The organism is Streptococcus orisratti DSM 15617, from assembly GCF_000380105.1.
GTDB lineage: Bacteria > Bacillota > Bacilli > Lactobacillales > Streptococcaceae > Streptococcus > Streptococcus orisratti.
This window is the reverse complement of sequence record NZ_KB904452.1, coordinates 1-23,407: the sequence shown is the minus strand read 5'-3', so window position 1 is coordinate 23,407 and position 23,407 is coordinate 1. Positions and strand designations below refer to the sequence as shown.

Annotated in this window: 18 protein-coding genes and 2 pseudogenes; 18 read left to right on the top strand and 2 right to left on the bottom strand. The window is 36.2% G+C overall.

The window, feature by feature from the left end; translation table 11 throughout:
- Positions 1-148 precede the first annotated feature (148 nt).
- From dnaN to ftsH, 18 genes and pseudogenes are all read left to right on the top strand, one after another.
- The gene (gene dnaN, locus A3I7_RS0102105) at positions 149-1,285 is read left to right on the top strand and encodes a DNA polymerase III subunit beta (RefSeq protein WP_018375136.1); all 1,137 of its coding nucleotides are present in this window, start codon (positions 149-151) and stop codon (positions 1,283-1,285) included.
- Between the two features lie 267 nt (positions 1,286-1,552).
- Positions 1,553-1,756 (top strand): DUF951 domain-containing protein, encoded by a 204-nt coding sequence (locus A3I7_RS0102100; RefSeq protein ID WP_018375135.1) that lies wholly within the window; start codon positions 1,553-1,555, stop codon positions 1,754-1,756.
- A 69-nt stretch (positions 1,757-1,825) separates the two neighbouring features.
- Positions 1,826-2,125: pseudogene (locus A3I7_RS13015) on the top strand (helix-turn-helix domain-containing protein); the annotation flags it as partial.
- Between the two features lie 416 nt (positions 2,126-2,541).
- Positions 2,542-2,805 (top strand): hypothetical protein, encoded by a 264-nt coding sequence (locus A3I7_RS0102090; RefSeq protein WP_018375132.1) that lies wholly within the window; start codon positions 2,542-2,544, stop codon positions 2,803-2,805.
- A complete protein-coding gene (lepB, locus tag A3I7_RS0102085; RefSeq protein WP_018375131.1) occupies positions 2,795-3,385 on the top strand; it encodes a signal peptidase I in 591 nt (196 codons plus the stop codon). Before A3I7_RS0102090 ends, lepB begins: the two co-directional genes overlap by 11 nt.
- Positions 3,386-3,427: 42 nt before the next feature.
- A complete protein-coding gene (locus A3I7_RS0102080; protein ID WP_018375130.1) occupies positions 3,428-8,329 on the top strand; it encodes an InlB B-repeat-containing protein in 4,902 nt (1,633 codons plus the stop codon).
- Positions 8,330-8,502: 173 nt separating this feature from the next.
- On the top strand, positions 8,503-9,918 hold the full coding sequence (locus tag A3I7_RS0102075) for a SpaH/EbpB family LPXTG-anchored major pilin (protein ID WP_018375129.1): 1,416 nt from the start codon (positions 8,503-8,505) through the stop codon (positions 9,916-9,918).
- Between the two features lie 177 nt (positions 9,919-10,095).
- Positions 10,096-11,046, top strand: a complete 951-nt coding sequence (locus tag A3I7_RS0102070) for a class C sortase (protein WP_018375128.1) — start codon at positions 10,096-10,098, stop codon at positions 11,044-11,046.
- A 256-nt stretch (positions 11,047-11,302) separates the two neighbouring features.
- Positions 11,303-12,418: a redox-regulated ATPase YchF gene (gene ychF / locus A3I7_RS0102065; protein WP_018375127.1), complete on the top strand. Its 1,116-nt coding sequence runs from the start codon at positions 11,303-11,305 to the stop codon at positions 12,416-12,418.
- Between the two features lie 76 nt (positions 12,419-12,494).
- Positions 12,495-13,064: an aminoacyl-tRNA hydrolase gene (gene pth, locus A3I7_RS0102060; protein ID WP_018375126.1), complete on the top strand. Its 570-nt coding sequence runs from the start codon at positions 12,495-12,497 to the stop codon at positions 13,062-13,064.
- 4 nt (positions 13,065-13,068) lie between these two features.
- On the top strand, positions 13,069-16,563 hold the full coding sequence (gene mfd / locus A3I7_RS0102055) for a transcription-repair coupling factor (RefSeq protein ID WP_026217088.1): 3,495 nt from the start codon (positions 13,069-13,071) through the stop codon (positions 16,561-16,563).
- Between the two features lie 483 nt (positions 16,564-17,046).
- On the top strand, positions 17,047-17,319 hold the full coding sequence (locus tag A3I7_RS0102045) for an RNA-binding S4 domain-containing protein (RefSeq protein WP_018375124.1): 273 nt from the start codon (positions 17,047-17,049) through the stop codon (positions 17,317-17,319).
- A complete protein-coding gene (locus A3I7_RS0102040; protein WP_018375123.1) occupies positions 17,306-17,677 on the top strand; it encodes an FtsB family cell division protein in 372 nt (123 codons plus the stop codon). Before A3I7_RS0102045 ends, A3I7_RS0102040 begins: the two co-directional genes overlap by 14 nt.
- A gap of 1 nt (position 17,678) precedes the next feature.
- Positions 17,679-17,798 carry an SP_0009 family protein gene (locus tag A3I7_RS12290; RefSeq protein ID WP_018375122.1) on the top strand — a complete coding sequence of 40 codons (120 nt, stop codon included), beginning with the start codon at positions 17,679-17,681 and terminating at the stop codon, positions 17,796-17,798.
- Between the two features lie 15 nt (positions 17,799-17,813).
- Positions 17,814-19,100, top strand: a complete 1,287-nt coding sequence (locus A3I7_RS0102030; protein ID WP_018375121.1) for a serine hydrolase — start codon at positions 17,814-17,816, stop codon at positions 19,098-19,100.
- Position 19,101: 1 nt separating this feature from the next.
- Complete coding sequence (gene tilS, locus A3I7_RS0102025) at positions 19,102-20,367, top strand: tRNA lysidine(34) synthetase TilS (RefSeq protein ID WP_026217087.1); 1,266 nt, start codon at positions 19,102-19,104, stop codon at positions 20,365-20,367.
- Between the two features lie 8 nt (positions 20,368-20,375).
- Positions 20,376-20,918: a hypoxanthine phosphoribosyltransferase gene (gene hpt, locus A3I7_RS0102020; protein WP_018375119.1), complete on the top strand. Its 543-nt coding sequence runs from the start codon at positions 20,376-20,378 to the stop codon at positions 20,916-20,918.
- A gap of 18 nt (positions 20,919-20,936) precedes the next feature.
- Positions 20,937-22,922 carry an ATP-dependent zinc metalloprotease FtsH gene (gene ftsH / locus A3I7_RS0102015; protein WP_018375118.1) on the top strand — a complete coding sequence of 662 codons (1,986 nt, stop codon included), beginning with the start codon at positions 20,937-20,939 and terminating at the stop codon, positions 22,920-22,922.
- Positions 22,923-22,943: 21 nt separating this feature from the next.
- Here the strand turns inward: ftsH and A3I7_RS14415 are convergent.
- Both A3I7_RS14415 and A3I7_RS0102010 read right to left on the bottom strand, forming a co-directional pair.
- A pseudogene (locus A3I7_RS14415) lies at positions 22,944-23,123 on the bottom strand (IS30 family transposase); the annotation flags it as partial.
- Between the two features lie 55 nt (positions 23,124-23,178).
- Positions 23,179-23,407: IS30 family transposase (locus tag A3I7_RS0102010; protein WP_018375117.1), on the bottom strand; the 229-nt coding region annotated here is incomplete at its 5' end.

The following is a 23,407-nucleotide window of genomic DNA, read 5'->3' as shown; positions in this document are numbered from 1 at the left end:
TGGATAACTATCTTAGAAACATAAAAGTTTTCCACAATTTGTGAACAATTCTTATGCCTTGTCTTTCTACGCTTTTTACAGCTTTTCCACTTTATCCACAAGACCTACTACTACTACTATACTTATATTAACTAATAAAGGAGTTTTCATGATTAAATTTTCAATTAATAAATCACTATTTTTACAAGCTTTAAATGCCACAAAACGTGCTATTGCTAGTAAGAATGCTATCCCAATTTTATCAACGATTAAAATTGTTGTTATGGATAAAGCTATTGTCCTGACAGGTTCCAATGGTCAAATCTCTATTGAAAATACAATTCCTATTACAAATGAAAATGCTGGTCTATTGATAACCTCACCAGGTGCGATACTTTTAGAAGCCAATTTCTTTATTAATATTATTTCTAGTCTCCCAGATTTAACTCTAGATTTTGAAGAAATTGAGCATCATCAAGTAGTTTTAACCAGTGGCAAATCTGAAATCACACTAAAAGGAAAAGACGTTGATCTCTATCCTCGTTTGCAAGAAGTTGCTACTGATAGTCCACTGATACTTGAAACGAAACTTCTAAAGTCAATTATTTCAGAAACTGCTTTTGCAGCAAGTCTCCAAGAAAGTCGTCCGATCTTAACTGGCGTTCACATGGTTTTAAGTAATCATAATGAATTCAAAGCTGTCGCCACAGATTCTCATCGCATGAGTCAACGTAAGCTCACATTGGAAAATAATTCTAATGATTTTGATGTTGTTATTCCGAGTAAGTCTCTACGTGAATTTTCAGCTGTTTTTGCAGATGATATTGAAAAAGTTGAAGTTTTCTTCTCTCCTAGCCAAATTCTTTTTAGAAGTGAGTATATTAGTTTTTATACTCGTCTTTTAGAGGGAAATTACCCAGATACGGATCGTCTTTTGACAAATCATTTTGAAACTGAAGTTGTTTTTACGACAGCTATACTTCGTTCTGCGATGGAGCGTGCACACTTAATTTCAAATGCAACCCAAAATGGTACTGTTAAGCTTGAAATTACCGAAAAATCCGTTTCTGCTCATGTCAATTCTCCTGAAGTGGGTAAAGTTAATGAAGAACTGGATACTCTTAGTCAAACTGGCAGTGACCTAACTATTAGCTTTAATCCGACTTATCTGATTGAAGCTTTAAAAGCGCTTAAAAGTGAAACAGTGACTATCCGATTTATTTCACCTGTTCGTCCATTTACCTTAGTACCAGGAGATGATAGTGAAAATTTCATTCAACTCATCACGCCGGTAAGGACAAATTAATAAAGGAACCAGAATTGAGTAATCATGCCTACCTTTATTTACCTCCTATTCTTAAGCAGAAGTGAGGTAAAAATAAAGTAAATCATCCTTGAAACTTAAACGATAGTAGCATTCACTAAATTTAAGGAGTAAGGGTGGATTTTCATTGAGTATAAGATGTCAATTGGTATTAATGTGTAAAGGTTAAAATACTAGTTTATGTCACAAAATGTGTGTTGAAAAATAGAAAATAAGAGATTTTCTTTACAAATGGGCAAAGGAGAAAAAATGTACGAATTAGGCTCTTTAGTTGAAATGAAAAAGCCACATGCTTGCACCATAAAAGCTACAGGGAAAAAAGCAAATTGCTGGGAAGTTGTACGCTTAGGAGCAGATATTAAGATTCGATGCACTAACTGTGATCATGTTGTTATGATGAGTCGATACGATTTTGAGCGAAAAATGAAGAAGGTTCTGTCAGTTGAAGCTTAGTTGACAGGTTGCAACTGTTGGTTGCGAGAGTTTCTGAAGTGTTGCTAGTAAACTATTTATACCTAAGTTATACTAAACTTAGAAAAAGAGGAGGAATTAAAAATGACTCAATTAGCACAACAAATTCGAACTTTACGCACATCCAAGAACCTGTCTCAAGATGAGTTGGCAGAGAAACTCTATATTTCCCGTCAGGCTGTCTCCAAGTGGGAAAATGGTGAAGCAACGCCAGATATTGATAAACTAGTCCAGCTGGCAGAAATCTTTGGTGTCAGTTTAGATTATCTGGTTTTGGGAAAAGAGCCTGAGAAGGAAATTGTGGTGGAACAAAAAGGAAAAATGAATGGTTGGGAATTTTTAATTGAAGAGTAAGAAAATTATAAAAAAGCAGAATTCAGTGAATGAGTTCTGCTTTTTTTTGCTTTGCTATCCATTTTACCATATTACCTGCAGCTATTTGCTTAGAACTAAAAACAAGCTGCGAGATTATCAAGACTATATTAATAGATTTGGACTCTGTATTAGGTTGGATTTAATCCACAAACTGCATCTATTCAATAAAATTATGGAAAATGCTGAGTATGAATCACAAAAGATTACACAACTAAAGGTATCAAACAAAAAATGAAAATCCTGATTGAAAATTATTTGTAAGTTACTTTCTTAAAATATTCTTTTTTTGTGAGCATATTCGTAAAAAAAGTGAAACTTTTATGTTACAATAGTCATAGAGATGCGTCCAATTTTATGCTAAAAAGCTAAAAATAAAAAAGGAAAATGTTAGAGTGAAAGAAAAGCAGCTACGAAAATTAAAACGTATTGAATTGTACGAAATTATGCTAGCTCAAGCCGATGAGATTGATCGTTTGAAAACAGAGTTAGCTCAGGCTGAGGCAGAACTTGCTGATAAGAGAATTAAAATTGCTGAAGCAGGATCTTTAGCTCAAGCTTCTCTTCAGTTGACAAAGGTTTTTGAAGAAGCTCAAAAAACAGCTGATCTTTATTTAACCAATATCAAAGCTAATGCGGGAGAAGTGGATGAAGGGTAAATCACAGCAAAAATTTTCCTTACCTCAGACAGCTGAGATTAAAAAGGTTTACCAAAAGGCGAGATATCGCAAACGATTTATGGAAACTATCCGAAGCACTATTTTCATGTTCATTGTCGTAGCAGCTTTTGCTGTTTTAGTAGCTGTTCTGTTTCTTCCTATCCTTAGAATTTATGGGAAGTCTATGCGTGGGACACTAGATCGTGGCGATGTCGTAGTTTCTGTTAAGAGTAGTCATTTTGAGACAGGAGATATTGTTGCTTTCTACTATAACAATAATATTTTAGTAAAGCGCGTGATTGCTGAAGCAGGTGACTGGGTTGATATGAAAGATGACGGAACGGTTTATGTCAATCAGACTAAATTGAAGGAACCTTATCTGAAACACAAGGCCTACGGGCAAACCAATATAAAATTTCCTTACCAAGTTCCAGAAGATCGAATCTTTGTAATGGGGGATAATCGTGAGGTTTCGATTGATTCTCGAAATACCTCAATCGGTACAGTTTCTGATGAACAAATTGTGGGTAAGTTAGTCTTTAAGATTTGGCCATTATCAGAGATTGGCGTTATAGAATAAGATTTAATGAGAAAATTGATTTAAGGAAGGAGGTTAAAATGTGTGCGTAAGTTTTTCAAAACAGAAAACTGGCATATTTGGAGTTCAAAATATAAAAAGCTTGGGATTGCTATAGCGGTAGTTGTTGTATTTGCAACAACATATGCTCTAATTTTGCCAGCATTGACATTGGATAGTCAAACAGCTGATAAAACAGCAGGACTTAATGTAGCTCCGCCATCATCAAATGTAACTTCCAGCTCACTGTCAGATTTAACTGCCCCACTGGCTAGCAGTCAAGAAAGTGCCCCATCTAGTCAAGAAGATAGTCAGACATTAGAAAGTACAACAGAGACAAATGATGGAAAGCCTCTGATTACTGAGGATACGGTCATGACTGAAAAGGGTAGCGATTATGAAGTGACGGTTGCATTTGGTGCCACTGCACAACTACCTCAAGGGGTTGAACTTAAAGTTTCTGAAATCGTCCCATCAACGGAGACCTACCAGTCGCGTTATGAGAAAGCCAAGGAAGCATTGGGAGTTTCTAAACTAACCTATGCGCGTTTCTTTGATATTTTATTCGTTCATGACAATCAGGAAGTAGAACCCGCTGCTCCGGTGTCGGTTAAGATTAAGACAGACAATGCTGTTCAGATGCCCAAAGATAGCCAGATGAAGGTCGTCCACTTTGAAGATGATAACAATGTACAGCTGGTTGATGCACAAACTGATGAGAAAAATAATCAAGTCTCTGAAGTTAGTTTTGATGCTAATTCCTTTTCTGACTACGGAACAGTTTTAGCTGACTATTATACTGTTAATTTTGTTTACAAAGATTCTGAAGAAAATGAACAAACCATCTCAACCTTGGTTGACAAGGCCTCTGGTTCTAAGTTAGGAACTCTTCCAGAATCACCTTTCAGAGAAGGTTATGTTTTTTCACATTGGATTAATAAAGAAACTGGTGAAATTGTTGATGAAAATACCACTATTACAGGAAACATGACTGTTGAGGCGGTCTTCAACAACATTAATATCTACACCATCACAGTTGAATACTACTACCATAACAACTCGCAAAATAAAGATGTGACGATTGATAAGGAAACTGTACAGCTTGAAAAGAGTGATACTCCTTACCAGATTACCCCGCCTGCTTCAACAGAAGTGAGTAATAAGGAAGATACTAGTTTAGCATCTGATGCGATTTATTATCCTGAGCAATCCATCCTAGAATATAAAGCTGATGACTTAGAAGCTTTAGATAATGCTGATGGTGTAGATGACAATAAAATTAGTCAGCGTATTCAGTATGTTCCGTACACGGCTGAGTATGACTTTGTTTACATGCTCAAGGATTTAACTGGTTCAGGCTATTCAGAAATCCAAACAGTGCGCGCTAGGGGAATTCTAGGCTCAACCGTGACTCCAAAGATTTTGACCTATAAGTATGCTGACTACGAAAAGTCTGATACTGTCAAAATTGAACAAGCTAGCGGTCAAAAACTTTATGTTTACTATACACGTAAAACCTTTAATCTTTCTTATAATAGCAATGGCGGATCAAATATCGATTCTCAATCCGCCCTGTACGGAAGCAAGCTTGCGGTAACGACAACCACACCTCAAAAAGAAGGTTATACTTTTGCGGGTTGGTATGATAATCCAGAGTTGACGGGCAATCCTATCACAGGAAGTATCACCCTTAAAGAAAACACAACACTATATGCTAAATGGACACCCAATACCGTAAATTATACGATAGCCTACTACAAAGAAGTCTATGACAATGACACAAGGACGACTTCCTATGTGTATGATAGTTCAAGGACATCTCAAGGAAAGGTAGGAACCACAGTCCAGGCAACAAATTCAACTATTGGAGCACCTCCGTCTCAGACAACCATAAAAGAAGGTTATGAAAAAGATAACGATAAAAATACTTCATCAAGCATAGAAATTGCTGCGGATGGGACTTCTGTTCTGAAAGTCTACTATAAGCTGATTCGTTATACCTTTGTGTTTGATTTGAATAATTCTAATGGTCGGATTACAATGAATGGTCAAACTTACTCTGGTACTCAGTATCGTATTACAAATGTTGTCTTGGGACAAGATATTTCCAGTAATTGGCCATCGTCAACCTCTAATCCTAAGGAAGTTTATTATAGTTCTGGAGGGTATAATTTTGATTTATGGTCACCTAATTTCAAGACTAAGCGTTATGAAGTAACCTCGGATATGCTACCAGCTAGTGGGACAACACGGGTTTACACAGCAAGTTGGACAAGGTACAGTACTCAAAACAGTGTAGAATACTGGTTACAACAGTCAGATGGTTCTTATCAAAAATCAGATAAATATAGTCAATCTTTCATAAAGTCAGGAACACTAAATCCTAAGGACATTTATGGTTATAGCTATTATACAAATCAGTCATTCATGGCAGGTAATACAATCTATTATGGAACGTCTGGTTCTACCTATCGTTTCTACTACAAACGAAGTAGTTACAATATTGATTACTACTATGGTAGTGACAAGATAGCGACAAAATCCGATATTCTCTTCGATAGCAATATCAATACATCAACCTACAATTATCAACCATCGCGTCCAAGCGGTGTCGATGAAGATTATACTTGGGGCGGTTGGTATGCTGATTCCTTGTTAACGGAAAAGTATACCTTCAATAAAATGCCAGCTAACAACCTACCGCTCTATGCTAAGTGGATTGCACCGACTTTCACGGTAAGTTTTGACACAGCAGGAGCAAGCAGTGCAACACCAACTAATCAAACGGTTAAAAAATACAAGTATGCAACAGCACCGACTGATCCAACAAGAGACCATTATAATTTCCTTGGCTGGTACACGTCAGATGGTAAGCGATTCGAGTGGGATAAGAAAATTACCTCAGATATCAAGCTGACTGCTAAGTGGGAATTGAAACCATTGACCTATACAGTTAAGTATCTGGAAAAAGGTAGTGATACAAGATTGGCTGCTGATAAGGAAATCACCAGCCCAAGCTTAACAGTTGGTCAGAATATTACTGAAAAACCTCTGGCTATTACAGGTTATCGACCTGAGGTGACAGCCTCAACAATTCAGCTTGACTATGATAACAACACAATAATTTTCTATTATACGCCGAGGGCAGCAGAAGTAGATTACACTATTCGCTATGTTTTAGCGGATAATCCAGCTATTGAGGTGGCGCCGACTGTCACCAAAACAGTCGATGGTAGTGTGATTCGTGCTAAAGAGTCAGCTACTAAAGTTGATAAAGACCACATGAAAACTCAGACAGGCGTTACCGCAGATATGCTAGGCACGGATTATTATCCTATAGAAAATACCCAGAGCCTAGTTCTGACCTCTAATGCAGCGAATAATGTCATCACCTTTAAGTATGCTAGTTATGACACCAAGGCGATTACTGTTAATTATCTTGATATGGATGGTAATCCTATTGATGGTCAGGAAGCATTGACAACCTATCATAAGAAATCATCGACCTATGTTCTTGACCATAAGACTGTTGACGGTTACACTTATGATCACTCTGAGGACAGTGACAAAGCTAGGGATAAAGTTGTCTATAAGATTAGTGATGGTGGCAACCTGACAATTGATCTTTATTACAAGAAAAATATCACGCTAAAAGCTAGTGATAAGTCGAAAATTTATGATGGGACAGAGCTTAAGAGCTCAGGACTTTCAGATTTGATTAGTGACTATAGTAACTATCTAAAATCAGGAGATAAACTTGACACAATTGTTTATGATGGTGGCCAAGTAAATGCGGGAATTAGTGGAACTACACCTAAACAGGCTCGTATTGTTGATGAAGCTGGTAAAGATCATACGGACTATTACAAGGTGACTTACGTTGATGGTATATTGACAGTAAGTCCGTTGAAGGTAACTGTTACTATTGATGGTGATAAAATTGAGAAAGTTTACAATGCTATTCCAGAAACAATCACTTATAAGATAAGTAATATTAGCAATAGCCTGTATAAGGAAAGTGACATTGTTTTCAACGGCAGTGACAGTGATAAGGTTATTACTCAAAAGGATGCTGGTACCTATAATTTAAGCATTAGTAATCGTTTCTCAAATGAAAACACGAATTTTGATGTTAACTTCGAAGTATCTGATGGTAGCCTGATTATCAAACCGCGTAAGGTTACATTGACATCTGCGTCAGACACTAAGGCTTATGATGGTCAAGCCTTGACCAATAAGGTAGTAAATCCTTCGCAAACAACTGCTGATGAAGGTTTTGTCTTTGGTGAAGGAATGACCTACGATGTGACAGGTAGCCAAACGGCTCCAGGATCATCAGCCAATACCTTTACTTACACTGCAGATATTAATACTAAAGTCCAGAACTATGATATCACCATTGTTAACGGAGATCTGACTGTCACTCCAACCATAAATCTTCAAAAAACGACACCTAATTGGTCTGCTCTTGCAGGTGGAAAATTTGAAATTAGTAAGTGGGATGGCATTTCTTGGGCTGCAATCAGTGGTGTTGGAGAATTAGCGATAGCATCAGCTGATGCTGGAGTTAATATTCCAGTTGGCTTGACAGCTGGTCGTTACCGTATCAAGGAAACAGCAGCACCAGATGGCTATATCGTTCTTGATAGTTACTTGTATTTCACAGTGACAGAGGCTACAGACACCTCTGGTAATAAGATCTTTACTGTTGCTTTGTCGGATGAAAATGGCACAGCTATTAGCTCATATACCAAAGCGCAGCTTACAGCGGCAGCTGGTGGTTACAGCAATCGTATCCAGATTGCCAATGAAGCAGGTAAAGCCTTACCTAGCACAGGTGGTAGCGGAAAATATGTTTTCATCATAGCTGGTATCACTTTGATGGTAATTGCATTGCTTGGCAGTTTATGGATGAACCATAACCGTGAAAGGAGTGGTCAATCTTAACAACTCCCATCGGTCACTTATCGTGTTTGAGAAAGTTGTTGCTATAGTTAATTCTTAAAGGTAACAACGAACGAAAACTACGATTGAACTTACTTAACTCTTCATTATTAGGAGGAGCTACTAGCTTCCTCTTAACAGTGACACGCTATTTTAGGAAAAAGAAAGAGGATTTCATGAAAAACATGACAAAATTTTTAACTACTCTTTTTGCAACGCTGGCTCTTCTTTTCGTAGGTGGGCAAGTTAATGCGCAAAGTGTAGACACCGGTGCAGGTGGTACAGCAAGCATCACAATTGATAATGCAGCTCAAGGCCAAACTTATACAATCTACAAACTGTTTGACGCTACAGTAGATGGTAACGGAGCTATTTCTTACAAGGTTCCTACTGGTAAAAACTTTACAGGAAATGATTTCTTTAGCGTTGATAAATCTGGAAATGTTCTTGCTAAGGACAACATTGATGTTTCAAGCGATGCCTTCAAAACTTGGGCAGCGGGTTTTGGAACAGAAGTGAAGAGTGCTAAAGCAGAGGACAACACACTTGTTTTCTCAAACCTAACCTATGGCTACTACTATGTAAAATCTTCACTTGGAACAACTATTACTGTTGACAGTACAAATCCAAATGCAACTATCAAAGATAAGAATACAACAAATCCAGATATTCCTAATGATGGCGCGAAGAAAATCGTAGTAAATGGTGCAACAACCTCAGAAACAACTGCTAAGATTGGGGATGTGATTGACTATAAGATTGCCTTCAATGCAACTAACTACGTTACAACAAGCGGTACTGATTCAAAATTAATCACTAAATACACTATTGTCGATACCCCTTCTGACTTGGAAATCAATCAATCAACTGTTAAGGTGACTGTTGATGGGAAAGAAGTCACAGTAACTCCAACTTATGGTACAGACGGTAAAATGACTATTGAACTTTCTTGGGTAAAAGTTGATGGTAAGACAACTATCTACAATTCCCCAGCAGAAGTCGTTGTTACCTATAAAGCCACTGTAAAAGCTGGTGCACAAGATGGTACAGCAAGTAACTCAGCTAAGATTTCTTACACAACAGCAGATGGAGAAACTCCAATCCCAGATCCAAATCCAGATCCAGATCCAAAAGTTTACACGTATCAATTCACATTGAACAAAACATCTAAAGAAGATGGTTCTGATACATTGACTGGTGCTGAATTCAAACTTTATGATGCAGCAAGCGGTGGCAATGAAATTAAAGTTGTTAAAAATACAGATGGTACTTACCGTGTTGCTGAAGCCAGTGAAAACGGTCAAGTCATTGAAGCTGGTAAAGTTGTTATCAAAGGTCTTAAAGGAGATAATACAAAGTACTATCTTGAAGAAATCAAGGCTCCTAATGGTTACAACATTTTGACAGAACGTAAAGAAGTAAGTATTTCATCAACAGCAACAAATACTTCAAACGTTGTCAATAAGAAAGGTGCTGAATTGCCATCAACAGGTTCATTTGGTACAACAATGTTCTATATTGCGGGTTCTGTCCTCCTACTTGCTGCGTTTGTTTACATGATTTCTAAACGTCGCATGAATAATATTCACTGATTCAATAAAAAAAAGTCATCTTCGGAAGTGCTAACAGTTGTATGGCGGTATTTCCGAAGATATTTTTTGGTCTAGGTGTCCCTAGACTTCTATGGTTTAATGGTTTTCTTTTGAGGGATAATGGCTAAACTGTGGAAGTGTGGGGACAAGAGATATTTTTTAGAAAGGAGCTCATCTATGGGAAATCGGGTAAAGCAGCGATGGAAATCTGTTATCATGCCACTTGTCTTTTTGCTAGGTTTTGCTTTATTGGCCTATCCTTCAGTCAGTGATTATTGGAATTCTTTCCACCAATCAGAAGCTATCATGTCCTACTCTGAGAGTGTTTCAAAAATGTCAGAAACAGATTATGCAAGCATTTTAACAAGTGCTAAAAATTATAATGAGACTCACGGTATCAACTGGAATTTCTCAGATCAAGATAAGGCTGCCTATAATGCAGAATTAAATTTCAATAAAAATGGTATTATGGGTTACATTGAAATTCCTAAAATCAATGTTAAATTATCCATCTTCCACGGAACAGATGAGTCAGTTCTTCAGACTTCTATCGGACATCTTGAAGGTACTTCCTTGCCAGTCGGTGGTAAAGGGACACACAGCGTTTTGTCTGGACACCGCGGTTTGCCTTCTGCAAAGCTTTTTTCAGACCTTGACCAACTGCGTGAAGGAGATATTTTTACCATTCACATTCTTAATGAAACGCTAACCTACCAAGTTGACCAAATTCGTGTCGTAGAACCAACAGATTTATCCAGTCTAACCATAGATTCTGAGCAAGATTATGTTACCTTGGTGACATGTACTCCCTATGGAATTAACACCCACCGTCTTTTAGTACGTGGTCATCGTATCAAAAATAGTGACGGTGATGCTCAAATTATTTCTGATGCTGTACAAATAAAACCTATCTATATTGCACCATTTATTGCTGTACCAATATTTATTTTGTTAGTTGCTTACATTTTAACTGTGACAAGCCATCGTTATCAGGAAAAACATCTTGATCAAGCTCAGAAATACCTTACCGAAAAAGGACTCAAAGTATCACCTCAAACACAAATTAAAACTTATCAAGATATTTTGTTAATCATGAAAAAATATATGAAAAATCACTATCACAAATAAAGTCACAAATAAAGTTAAAAATATTAGTATCAATGGATCTTAAAGGTTACTGTATAGAAGAAAAATCTAAATTGATCTAAATACTCGGTGAATATTAGTTTATTAAATTCATACAGCTTCTTCAATATGGATTAAAAAGTGCTATGGGATGTTTTCATACTTTTCAACCAGCTACCTTCATTCTAGATAATGTTTTTCCTTTTACTATATTTTTGATATAATGATTACGATTGAATTTTTAATTGGAGAGTAAAAAATGGCTTTAACAGCAGGTATCGTTGGTTTGCCGAACGTTGGTAAATCAACTCTATTTAATGCAATTACAAAGGCAGGTGCAGAAGCTGCCAACTACCCATTTGCGACTATTGATCCAAATGTTGGCATGGTAGAAGTTCCAGATGAGCGTTTACAGAAGTTGACAGAGCTCATTACCCCTAAAAAGACAGTACCAACCACTTTTGAATTTACCGATATTGCGGGTATCGTAAAAGGTGCTTCTAAGGGTGAGGGGCTTGGAAACAAATTCTTAGCTAATATCCGTGAGGTTGATGCTATTGTTCATGTGGTCCGTGCCTTTGATGATGAAAATGTTATGCGTGAACAAGGACGTGAATCCGAATTTGTGGATCCAATAGCAGATATTGAAACAATCAATTTGGAATTGATTTTGGCAGATCTTGAGTCTATTAATAAACGCTACGCACGTGTAGAAAAAATTGCTCGCACTCAAAAAGATAAAGATTCTCTTGCAGAATTTAATGTACTTCAAAAAATTAAACCAGTTTTGGAAGATGGCAAGTCAGCTCGTACTGTTGAATTTACAGATGATGAGCAAAAAATCGTTAAGCAACTTTTTCTTTTAACGACTAAACCAGTTCTTTATGTGGCTAATGTTGATGAAGATAAAGTTGCAAATCCAGACAACATCAAATATGTTCAACAAATTCGAGAATTTGCGGCTACTGAAAATGCAGAAGTTGTTGTCATCTCAGCGCGTGCTGAAGAGGAAATTTCTGAACTAGATGACGAGGATAAGGGTGAATTTTTAGAAGCCCTCGGTTTGACAGAATCAGGCGTGGACAAGTTGACGCGTGCTGCCTACCATTTGCTTGGTCTTGGTACTTACTTTACAGCAGGAGAAAAGGAAGTACGTGCTTGGACTTTCAAACGAGGTATCAAGGCTCCTCAAGCAGCTGGAATTATCCACTCAGACTTTGAACGTGGATTCATTCGTGCGGTGACCATGTCCTATGATGACCTTATCAAGTATGGCTCTGAAAAAGCAGTCAAAGAGGCAGGTCGTCTACGTGAAGAAGGAAAAGAATATATTGTTCAAGACGGTGATATTATGGAGTTCCGCTTTAATGTTTAACCCTCGTTAATTACAATTGAAACTTGACTGAAAAAAATTTTTTTCAGTCCTTTTGCTGTTTTGAAAGGAAAATACAATGGTAAAAATGATTGTGGGTTTGGGAAATCCAGGCTCAAAATATGAAAATACACGCCATAATATTGGTTTTATGGTTGTTGACAAAATTGTCAATGAAATTGACATCAACTTTACAGAAGATAAAAATTTTAAAGCTTTAATAGGTTCAACATTTTTAAATGGAGAAAAAATTTATTTTGTAAAACCAATAACTTTTATGAATAATTCGGGGTTAGCAGTTAAAGCACTCTTAACTTATTACAATATTCCTATTGAAGATTTATTAGTGATTTATGATGATTTAGATATGGAGGTTGGAAAAATACGTTTCCGTCAAAAAGGTTCTGCAGGTGGCCATAATGGTATTAAATCCATTATAGCCCATATTGGTAGTCAAGAATTTAATCGTCTTAAAATTGGCATTGGTCGTCCAGCACCAGGAATGACAGTGATTAATCATGTTCTTGGAAAGTTTAAGGATGATGAAGCTATTTTAATTTCTAATGCTCTAGATAAGGTTGATAAGGCTGTCAATTTTTATTTACAAGAAAGTGATTTTGAAAAAGTCATGCGAAAGTTTAATGGTTAAAAAGATGAATATTAGTGATTTATTTAATCAAAATAAAGCTATCAAAGAATGGCAAACCCAACTGACAAGTTTTGGTCGTCAGCTTGTTATGGGATTTTCAGGTTCGAGTAAGGCGGTAGCTATCGCTTCAGCATTCCAAGAAAATAATGGAAAGATAGTTGTGGTGACTCCTACTCAGAATGAGTCAGAGAAATTGGCAAGTGATCTCTCTAGTCTTATTGGTGAGGAAAAAGTCTATCAATTTTTTGCAGATGATGTAGCAGCGGCAGAGTTTATTTTTGCTTCACTTGATAAAGCTATTTCAAGATTAACAAGTCTAAATTTTCTGATGGATGAAAATCAGACTGGCGTACTAATTACTAGTTTGACAGGAATGCGCATCTTACTTCCCAGCCCAGAGACATACAGTAAGAGCCAGATTTCGCTATCGGTAGGTAATGAATATGAACTTGACACTCTAGTAAAAACATTGTCAACCATCGGCTATCAAAAAGTGTCTCAGGTTTCTAGTCCAGGTGAATTTAGTCATCGCGGTGACATTTTAGATATTTACGAGATTACAGAGGAGGTCCCTTATCGAGTTGAATTTTTTGGTGATGAAATTGATGGTATTCGTCAGTTTGATGTGGAAAGTCAAACGTCTCTAACTAGTTTAGAAAATATTGAATTATCAGCAGCAGATGATATGATTTTGACTGCCGATGATTTTAACAGAGCAGTATCTAAATTAGAGCATCATTATCAATTAGCTAGTAAGGATTCAAAAAGCTATTTGGAAGAACTCTTATCAGCAACCAGAAATCACTTTAAACATCAAGATGTGAGACGCTTTTCTTCTTTATTTTATGAAAAAAAATGGACGTTATTAGATTATATTCCTAAAAAAATCCCAGTGTTTTTTGATGACTTTCAAAAAATTGTTGATCGTAATGCCAAGTTTGATTTAGAAATTGCTAATCTCTTGACAGAAGATTTACAAAAAGGTAAAGCAGTGTCAAGTTTAGACTATTTTGCTGATGTTTATAAAGACTTGAAGAACTATCAACCAGCAACTTTCTTTTCAAATTTTCACAAGGGACTTGGTAATCTTAAATTTGATAAGTTACATAACTTTACACAATATCCAATGCAAGAATTTTTCAATCAATTTCCTCTTCTAATTGATGAAATTCGTCGTTATCAGAAATCCAATGCTACAATTTTGTTGCAAGTAGATTCTCAGCATGGTTTAGAACGTTTACAAGAAAATTTACAAGAATATGATTTAGAATTACCTATCAGTGATGTTAATGATATTACTCCGAAAGAAGCTCAGCTGATTATTGGAAATCTGGCAACAGGATTTTATTTTGCTGATGAGAAGGTTGTTCTGATTACAGAGCATGAAATTTATCATAAGAAAATTAAGCGTAAAATTCGTCGCTCTAATATTAGTAATGCAGAACGCCTCAAGGATTACAATGAGTTATCAAAAGGTGACTATGTCGTTCACCATGTCCATGGAATTGGAAAATTTTTAGGTATTGAAACAATAGAGATTCATGGAACTCATAGGGATTATTTGAGTATCCAGTATCAAGATTCAGCTAAGATTTCTTTGCCTGTTGAACAGATTGAGAGTCTGTCAAAATATGTTTCAGCAGGTGGAAAAGAGCCTAAAATCAATAAACTTAATGATGGACGTTTTCAGAAAACAAAGCAAAAAGTTACAAAACAAGTTGAAGATATAGCAGATGACTTACTAAGGTTATATGCGGAACGTAGTCAACTGAAGGGATTTTCCTTTTCTCCAGATGACGACTTGCAGCGTGAATTTGATGACGATTTTGCTTATGTTGAAACAGAAGACCAGCTGCGTTCTATTATGGAAATCAAGCATGACATGGAAGACAACAAACCGATGGATCGTCTGCTTGTTGGCGATGTTGGTTTTGGTAAGACAGAGGTAGCTATGCGAGCTGCTTTCAAAGCGGTTAAAGATCATAAACAAGTAGCTGTTTTGGTACCAACAACAGTCCTTGCTCAACAGCATTATACTAATTTTGCAGAGCGATTTGATAACTATCCTGTTAATGTTGATGTACTTAGTCGTTTTCGTAGTAAAAAAGAGCAGAATGAAACTCTGGAAAAACTTAAACAAGGACAGGTTGATATTATTATTGGAACACACCGTCTCCTCTCCAAAGATGTTGAGTTTTCTGATTTGGGTCTTATTGTTATTGATGAGGAGCAACGCTTTGGGGTTAAACACAAGGAGAAGCTTAAAGAGCTAAAGACGAGGGTTGATGTCTTGACTTTAACAGCAACTCCAATTCCTCGTACTCTTCATATGTCAATGCTTGGAATTCGAGATTTATCTGTTATTGAAACACCACCTACAAATCGTTATCCTGTTCAAACATATGTTCTCGAAACAAACCCTGGGCTAGTTCGGGAAGCTATTATACGTGAAATGGATCGTGGAGGACAGATTTTTTACGTTTACAATCGTGTTGACACTATTGATCAGAAAGTGGCTGAATTACAAGAACTCGTTCCAGAGGCCTCAATTGGCTTTGTTCATGGTCAGATGAGTGAGATTCAGCTTGAAAATACACTAATGGACTTTATTGATGGTGTTTATGATGTATTGGTTGCAACAACTATCATTGAGACAGGTGTAGATATTTCAAATGTTAATACTCTCTTTATTGAGAATGCTGACCACATGGGATTGTCAACATTGTATCAACTTAGGGGTCGTGTTGGCCGTTCTAATCGTATTGCTTACGCCTACCTTATGTATCGTCCAGATAAAGTGTTGACAGAGATTTCAGAAAAGCGCCTGGATGCCATAAAAGGCTTTACAGAGCTTGGTTCTGGTTTTAAAATTGCCATGCGTGATTTGTCAATCCGTGGAGCAGGAAATATCTTAGGAGCATCACAGAGCGGATTTATTGATTCAGTCGGTTTTGAGATGTACTCTCAGTTGCTTGAAGAGGCTATTGCTAAGAAGCAGGGAAAATCAACTGCCCGTCGTAAGAGTAATGCAGAAATAAATCTACAAATTGATGCTTATCTGCCAAATGATTATATAAATGATGAACGACAAAAAATCGATATTTACAAACGTATTCGTTCAATTGAAGGACAAGAAGATTATCAGAATTTACAAGATGAGCTTATTGATCGTTTTGGCGAATACCCAGATCAAGTTGCCTATCTCATTGAAATTGGGCTCTTAAAATACTATATGGATTCCATATTTGTTGAATTAGTAGAGCGTAAACAAGATAGGGTAACTGTTCGTTTTGAAAAAGCCTCGTTAGCTTTATTTTTGACACAGGATTATTTTGAAGCCTTGTCCAAAACTAATTTGAAGGCGCAAATAAGTGAAAATAAAGGTAAAATGGAGATTATTTTCAATGTTTGTCAAAGGAAAAATTATGAAATCCTTGAGGAACTTCTCAAATTTGGACAAGGATTTGCAGAAATTAAAAATCGTCAACAAAAAAATTGATTGTTAAGAAAAATTTAAGCAAGGAATCATATACTATAACCATCTTAAAACTTTTCTTTTTCATAAATCTCCTGAGACTCCTAACTTATTTAAGTTGGGAGTCTCCTTTGTATTCCTGAAGGGAAATACTGAACTATTTTGTTGCTGTAATTCCTTGTACTTCAATAGCAATGTCGTATAAATTTCCTGAAAACTCTGATTTACTTGAGATAGTATTTTTTTGACTGTCTAAGCAGATGTTTTAAAGACTTATTAAATCAACGGTTTTAAGTAAAATTTGGTTTACAATTAGTTTAATATTTGTCTTGATGTGTGGCTTATTTTCCTTGTAGGTACTGTTGTCTCTGATTTGATATTTTGGTAATCAAGAGAGTTTTTAGACTCTCTTTTTATTACATTCTATTGACAAATGCTATGTAGCTCTGCTATTTTTCAAAAAAAGTGATAAAATGAAAGTGATTGACAGTTTTGAAGGGAGAAAGTATGCGATTAGATAAATACTTGAAAGTCTCACGTATCATCAAGCGTCGTCCTGTAGCTAAAGAAGTTGCTGATAAAGGACGTGTTAAGGTCAACGGTATTTTAGCTAAATCATCAACTGATTTAAAAATTAATGACGAAGTAGAAGTGCGTTTTGGTAATAAACTTTTAACTGTTCGTGTGCTGGAAATGAAAGACAGTACCAAAAAAGAAGATGCGTCTAAGATGTATGAAATCATCAGTGAAACAAGGATTGAAACAGATGAAAAAGCCTAATATTGTTCAGTTGAATAATCAGTACATCACTGATGAAAATCTCAAAAAACGTTACAGAGAAGAAGAAAATCGCAAAAAAAATCGTTTTATGGGAACTGTTTTGGTTTTCGTTATGCTTTTATTTATTTTGCCAGCTTACAATTTGGTCAGCAGTTATAGAAATTTGCAAGAACGCAAAGATGAAGTTGTCAAATTAACTAAAGAATATCAAAGTTTAACTAAAGAAACCCAGCAAGAAAAGTTGTTAGTTGAGCAATTAAAAAACGAAGATTATGTTGAAAAATATGCGCGAGCAAAGTATTATTTAGCACGGCAAGGGGAAACAATATACCCTGTACCAAGTTTATTACCAAAATAAAATGGAACATTTAATAGAAACGATTGAAAAATTTTTAGCTTATTCAGATGAAAAGTTAGAGGAATTAGCTGAGAAAAATCAAAAATTAAGAGAAGAAAATCATCAAAATGATACAAATTAATGGAAGGAGGAGCCTGTGAAAAAACTATTTGCTGTCATGCTAATACCGTTTTTTTTGTCTCCTTTTTCCGTGATTAGTACGGAAAAAACACCAGTTCTATCTAATATAGATAAATACCATCTAACCGCTGATGTTGTGACTGAGTCTACCTACTTTGAAAATATTCCGTCAAATCCCAATCTTTATCAGGAGACAGCTTCTTATAAAGATGAGAACTTAACGGTTCAAGATAAAATTTTGCTGCCAGACAAAGCACTTAAAATTATTGATTTGAAAGTTAATGCTCAATCAATTCCTGTTTTTGAATTATCAGATGGAACATATCTAGAAGCTAGTCATCAATCTATTTATGACGATGTGATTCTTAGACAGGAATCTATTAATGAAAATTATTGGCTAAAAGACGGGTTTATTCTTTATGACACCCCCTATGTTTTAGGAAGTAAGACTGTCAGATCTGATCTAGTTGCATACAGTCAGGTGACTGTCAGCCAACATGCGGTTACTGAGCATGGTAGTTATTATAAAATTAATGGCAAGGGTTGGATTTCTGAAGAATTTCTTTCTAAAAATGATAATCGTATAGAAAAAGTTCAAAAAGTCTTGTCGCAGAAATATAACAAGTCTGATTTTAGTATTTTTGTTAAGCAGCTGGATACTGGACTAACTGCAGGAATTAATCAAGATGAAAAAATGTACGCAGCAAGCATTGCCAAGTTAGCAACTCTCTACTACACTCAAGAGCAGATTCAAGAAGCTAATATTAAGACTACTGACAGCTTTAAATATATTGATGCAGTTAATCAATTTTCTAAAGCCTATGACCCTAGTGGCAGTGGCAAAATGGTTAAATCAGCAGATAACAAAGATTATAGTGTGGATAACCTATTAAAAGAAGTTGCACAGCATTCAGATAATGTAGCAACTAATATATTGGGCTATTATGTCGCTAATCAGTACGATAAGAGTTTTGAGACTGAAATATCATCAATCCTAGGTGACTCCTTTGATATGAAAGAACGTCAAATGTCTTCTAAAGAAGCTGCTGATTTACTGGAGGCTATCTTCTATCAAAATGGACAAATTATCAATTATCTTTCTGAGACAGAATTTGATAACGAACGCATTTCTAAAGATATCACCGTTCAGGTTGCTCATAAAATTGGTGATGCTTATGATTATAAGCATGATGTTGCCATTGTTTATACCAACAAACCTTTCATATTATCTATTTTTACCAATAACTCTTCTTACCAGGACATTACAAACATCGCTAACGATGTTTACAGTATCTTAAAATAACATGTACGCTAAATTATTAAAAGACATTCAGAAAAAAGCATATTTTGACCACCATAAAAAGGTTTTAATAGCTGTTTCCGGTGGAGTAGATTCTATGAATCTGCTGCACTTTTTGTATTTATACCGAGAAAATCTTGACATTGAGATTGGAATAGCCCATATTAATCATAAACAGCGTCCCGAATCTGAAATGGAAGAGGATTTTCTCAGACGTTTTGCTCAAGAACATAGATTACCTATCTATGTCTCAAATTTTTCTGGCATTTTTTCAGAAAAGGCTGCGCGTGACTTTCGATATGAATTTTTTAAACAAGTGATGCAGGATTACAATTACACTGCCTTAGTTACAGCACATCATGCAGATGATCAGGCAGAGACTGTTTTTATGCGCCTGTTACGAGGTAGTCGCCTGCGTCATCTAAGAGGTATAAAATCCGTTCAGAATTTTGGAAATGGACAACTCATTAGACCTTTTTTAAGTCTATCAAAATCAGAATTACCAGATATCTTTCATTTTGAGGATTCTTCTAATGCTTCTCCCCATTATCTAAGAAATCGTATCCGTAATAGTTACTTTCCCATGCTTGAAGAAGAAAATCCCCAATTTAAGTTAGCTTTAAATCACCTTGCTTATGAAAGTCAATTAGTTTTTCAGGCTTTCCAGGATCTGACAGTAGGGATTGATGTGACCAACTGCCAAACCTTTTTAAAACAGTCATCAGCAGTTCAGGAACTGCTATTACAAAATTATTTGGAAAATTTTCCAGACTTACATCTTTCACGAGAGCAATTTCAAGAGATGTTAAATTTTGTTCGGACAAAAGATTCTCTGAATTACCCTATAAAAAATGGTTATTTTTTAAAAAAGACTGCTGAGGTTTTTAGCATTGAAAAAATCAGTCCTAAGACGTATAGGGAGAAAACTGAAAAAGTGCTAGAATATGACAATATAGTCAAATATGGTCAGTATCGATTTTCATTTCACAAACTATCTAAGGTTTTTCAGGAGATTTTTATAGAAAATACAGCTCCAATATTATTAAGACAACGTAAAGCTGGAGATAAAATTGACTTTGGAAGTTTTTCAAAGAAACTCAGGCGTTTGTTTATTGATAATAAGATTTCAACACAAGCCCGCCAAGAAGCTATTGTTGGAGAACAAGACGGAAAAATCATTTTTGTGCTTGTTGATGGTAAAACTTATTTGAGAAAAGCCTCTAAAGATGGTATAATGAAAGCTAAACTGTATATTGAAAAAATAGAATAGGTGATGCTATGCTAGAACAAAACATTCAAAAAATTCTGTACTCAGAAGAAGAAATCATTGCAAAAACCAAAGAGCTTGGTGCGCAGTTAACAAAGGATTATCAAGACAGAAATCCACTTTTAGTAGGTGTTTTAAAAGGTTCAGTTCCTTTTATGGCAGAATTAATGAAGCATATTGATACGCATGTAGAAATTGATTTCATGGTTGTGTCAAGCTATCAAGGAGGAACCACCAGCAGCGGAGAAGTTAAAATTCTCAAGGATGTTGACACCAACGTTGAAGGACGAGACATTATTTTTGTTGAAGATATCATTGATACAGGACGTACATTAAAGTATCTCAGAGATATGTTTAAATACCGTCAAGCAAAATCAGTTAAAATTGTTACCTTGTTTGATAAACCAGAAGGTCGTGTTGTAGAAATTGACGCTGATTATGTTTGCTACAATGTGCCAAATGAATTTATTGTTGGTTTTGGTTTAGACTATGCTGAAAATTATCGTAATCTGCCCTATGTGGGAGTTCTAAAAGAAGAAGTTTATTCAAAATAGAAAGTCGATTAGTATTATATGAAAAATAATAAGAATAACGGCTTTGTGCGAAATTCCTTTGTTTATATTTTAGTCATTGTAGCGCTCATTACAGCCTTCCAATACTATCTCAGAGGAACAAATACACAAAGTCAGCAAATTAATTACTCTACGTTAGTTAAGCAAATCAAAGCTGGAGACATTAAGTCTATCACGTATCAGCCTAGCGGAAGTATCATTGAAATTAGTGGAGAATACAAAAAATCTCAAAGCGTGGAGACTACTTCAAATTTCTCGTTTTTAGAAGGTTCTAGCACAACAAAAGTTTCTCGTTTTACTTCCATTATCTTGCCAAGTGACTCCTCCGTTGATAAGATTACGAGTGCTGCAGAAGATGCTAATGTTAAAGTATCAGTAAAACCAGAAAGTTCAAGTGGTACATGGATTAGTTACCTAGTTAGCTTCCTCCCATTATTGATTTTTGCAATTTTCATGATGATGATGATGAATCAAGGTGGTGCTGGCGCTCGTGGTGCAATGAGTTTCGGAAAAAATAAAGCACGTTCTCAAAATAAAGGCGATGTTAAAGTTCGTTTTTCTGATGTTGCTGGTGCCGAGGAAGAAAAGCAAGAGCTTGTTGAAGTTGTTGATTTTCTTAAAAATCCGAAAAAATATAAAGCACTTGGTGCTCGTATTCCAGCCGGAGTTCTTCTTGAGGGACCTCCAGGGACTGGTAAGACACTTTTAGCAAAAGCTGTCGCAGGTGAAGCAGGAGTTCCATTTTTCTCCATCTCAGGTTCAGACTTTGTAGAAATGTTTGTTGGTGTTGGTGCCAGTCGTGTGCGCTCTCTATTTGAGGATGCTAAAAAAGCAGAGCGCGCAATCATCTTTATTGACGAAATTGATGCTGTCGGACGCCGTCGTGGTGCTGGTATGGGTGGCGGCAATGATGAACGCGAGCAAACCCTTAACCAACTTTTGATTGAGATGGACGGTTTTGAGGGTAATGAAAGCATTATTGTCATCGCAGCAACAAACCGTAGTGACGTCCTTGACCCAGCTCTTCTTCGTCCAGGACGATTTGACCGTAAAGTACTTGTAGGTAGCCCTGATGTGAAAGGCCGTGAAGCTATTTTACGTGTCCATGCGAAAAATAAACCACTTGCAGATGACGTTGATTTAAAAGTAGTCGCTCAACAAACCCCAGGATTTGTTGGTGCAGACCTTGAAAACGTTTTGAACGAAGCAGCACTTGTTGCCGCTCGTCGCAATAAAAAAATTATTGATGCTTCCGATATCGATGAGGCTGAGGATCGTGTGATTGCAGGACCATCTAAGAAAGATCGCTCAATTTCTGAAAAAGAACGTCAAATGGTCGCTTATCATGAAGCTGGTCATACCATCGTTGGTTTGATACTTTCAAATGCTCGTGTTGTTCATAAGGTAACCATTGTTCCACGTGGTCGTGCGGGTGGCTATATGATTGCCTTACCTAAAGAAGATCAAATGCTTCTTTCAAAAGATGATATGAAAGAACAACTAGCTGGTTTGATGGGTGGCCGTGTAGCTGAAGAAATTATCTTCAATGCTCAAACGACAGGTGCTTCAAATGATTTTGAACAAGCAAGTGCTATGGCACGGGCTATGGTAACAGAATATGGTATGAGTGAAAAACTAGGTCCTGTCCAATATGCTGGAAACCATGCAATGATGGCCGGTCAAATTAGTCCAGAAAAGACTTATTCTGAAGAAACTGCTAAGATGATTGATGATGAGGTACGTGATTTACTTAATGAAGCAAGAAATAAAGCTGCTGATATCATTCAAAGTAACCGTGAAGCTCACAAACTCATCGCTGAAGCACTTCTTAAGTACGAAACACTTGATGCTGCACAAATCAAGTCAATTTTTGAAACAGGAAAAATGCCTGATGAGTTAGAAAATGATACAGAAGAAGCACATGCACTTTCTTACGATGAAATCAAAGAAAAAATGACTTCTGAGAAAATAAAGAACGATTTATAATTGGGTATGCCAAATTTCAAGTTATCCCTTTTGTAAAAACTCTCTAGGAGATTTGTAACCTAGTATTTTCTTTGGATAGTTGTTCATCCAATTTTCAATGAATGCGACTTGTTGTTGGGTCGCATTTTTGCTTCCCTTAGGTAACCAATGTCGGATGAGTCTATTATGATTTTCATTGCTTCACCTTTTCCAAGAAGAATGGCCCCACTTGTCAAGTCAAGTGCAACAAGTTCATTGATAACTAGAGTTCCAGAGGTTAAGCTGTTTGGGCTAGCCCAAACAAAATATTTGCGGTTTTATACTTGTGAAGTCGTCTAGGTCTGTCATTGATAGCAGAGACGTAGTGATTGAGTTCTTCTGTCTTTAGTGAGTTAAGAGAGACACCTTTTGGGAGAAACTCTCTCAAGAGACCATTGAAATTTTCATTTGTTCCTCTTTCATGAGAAGCATAAGGATGGGCAAAATAGACTTCCACACCTTTTAAG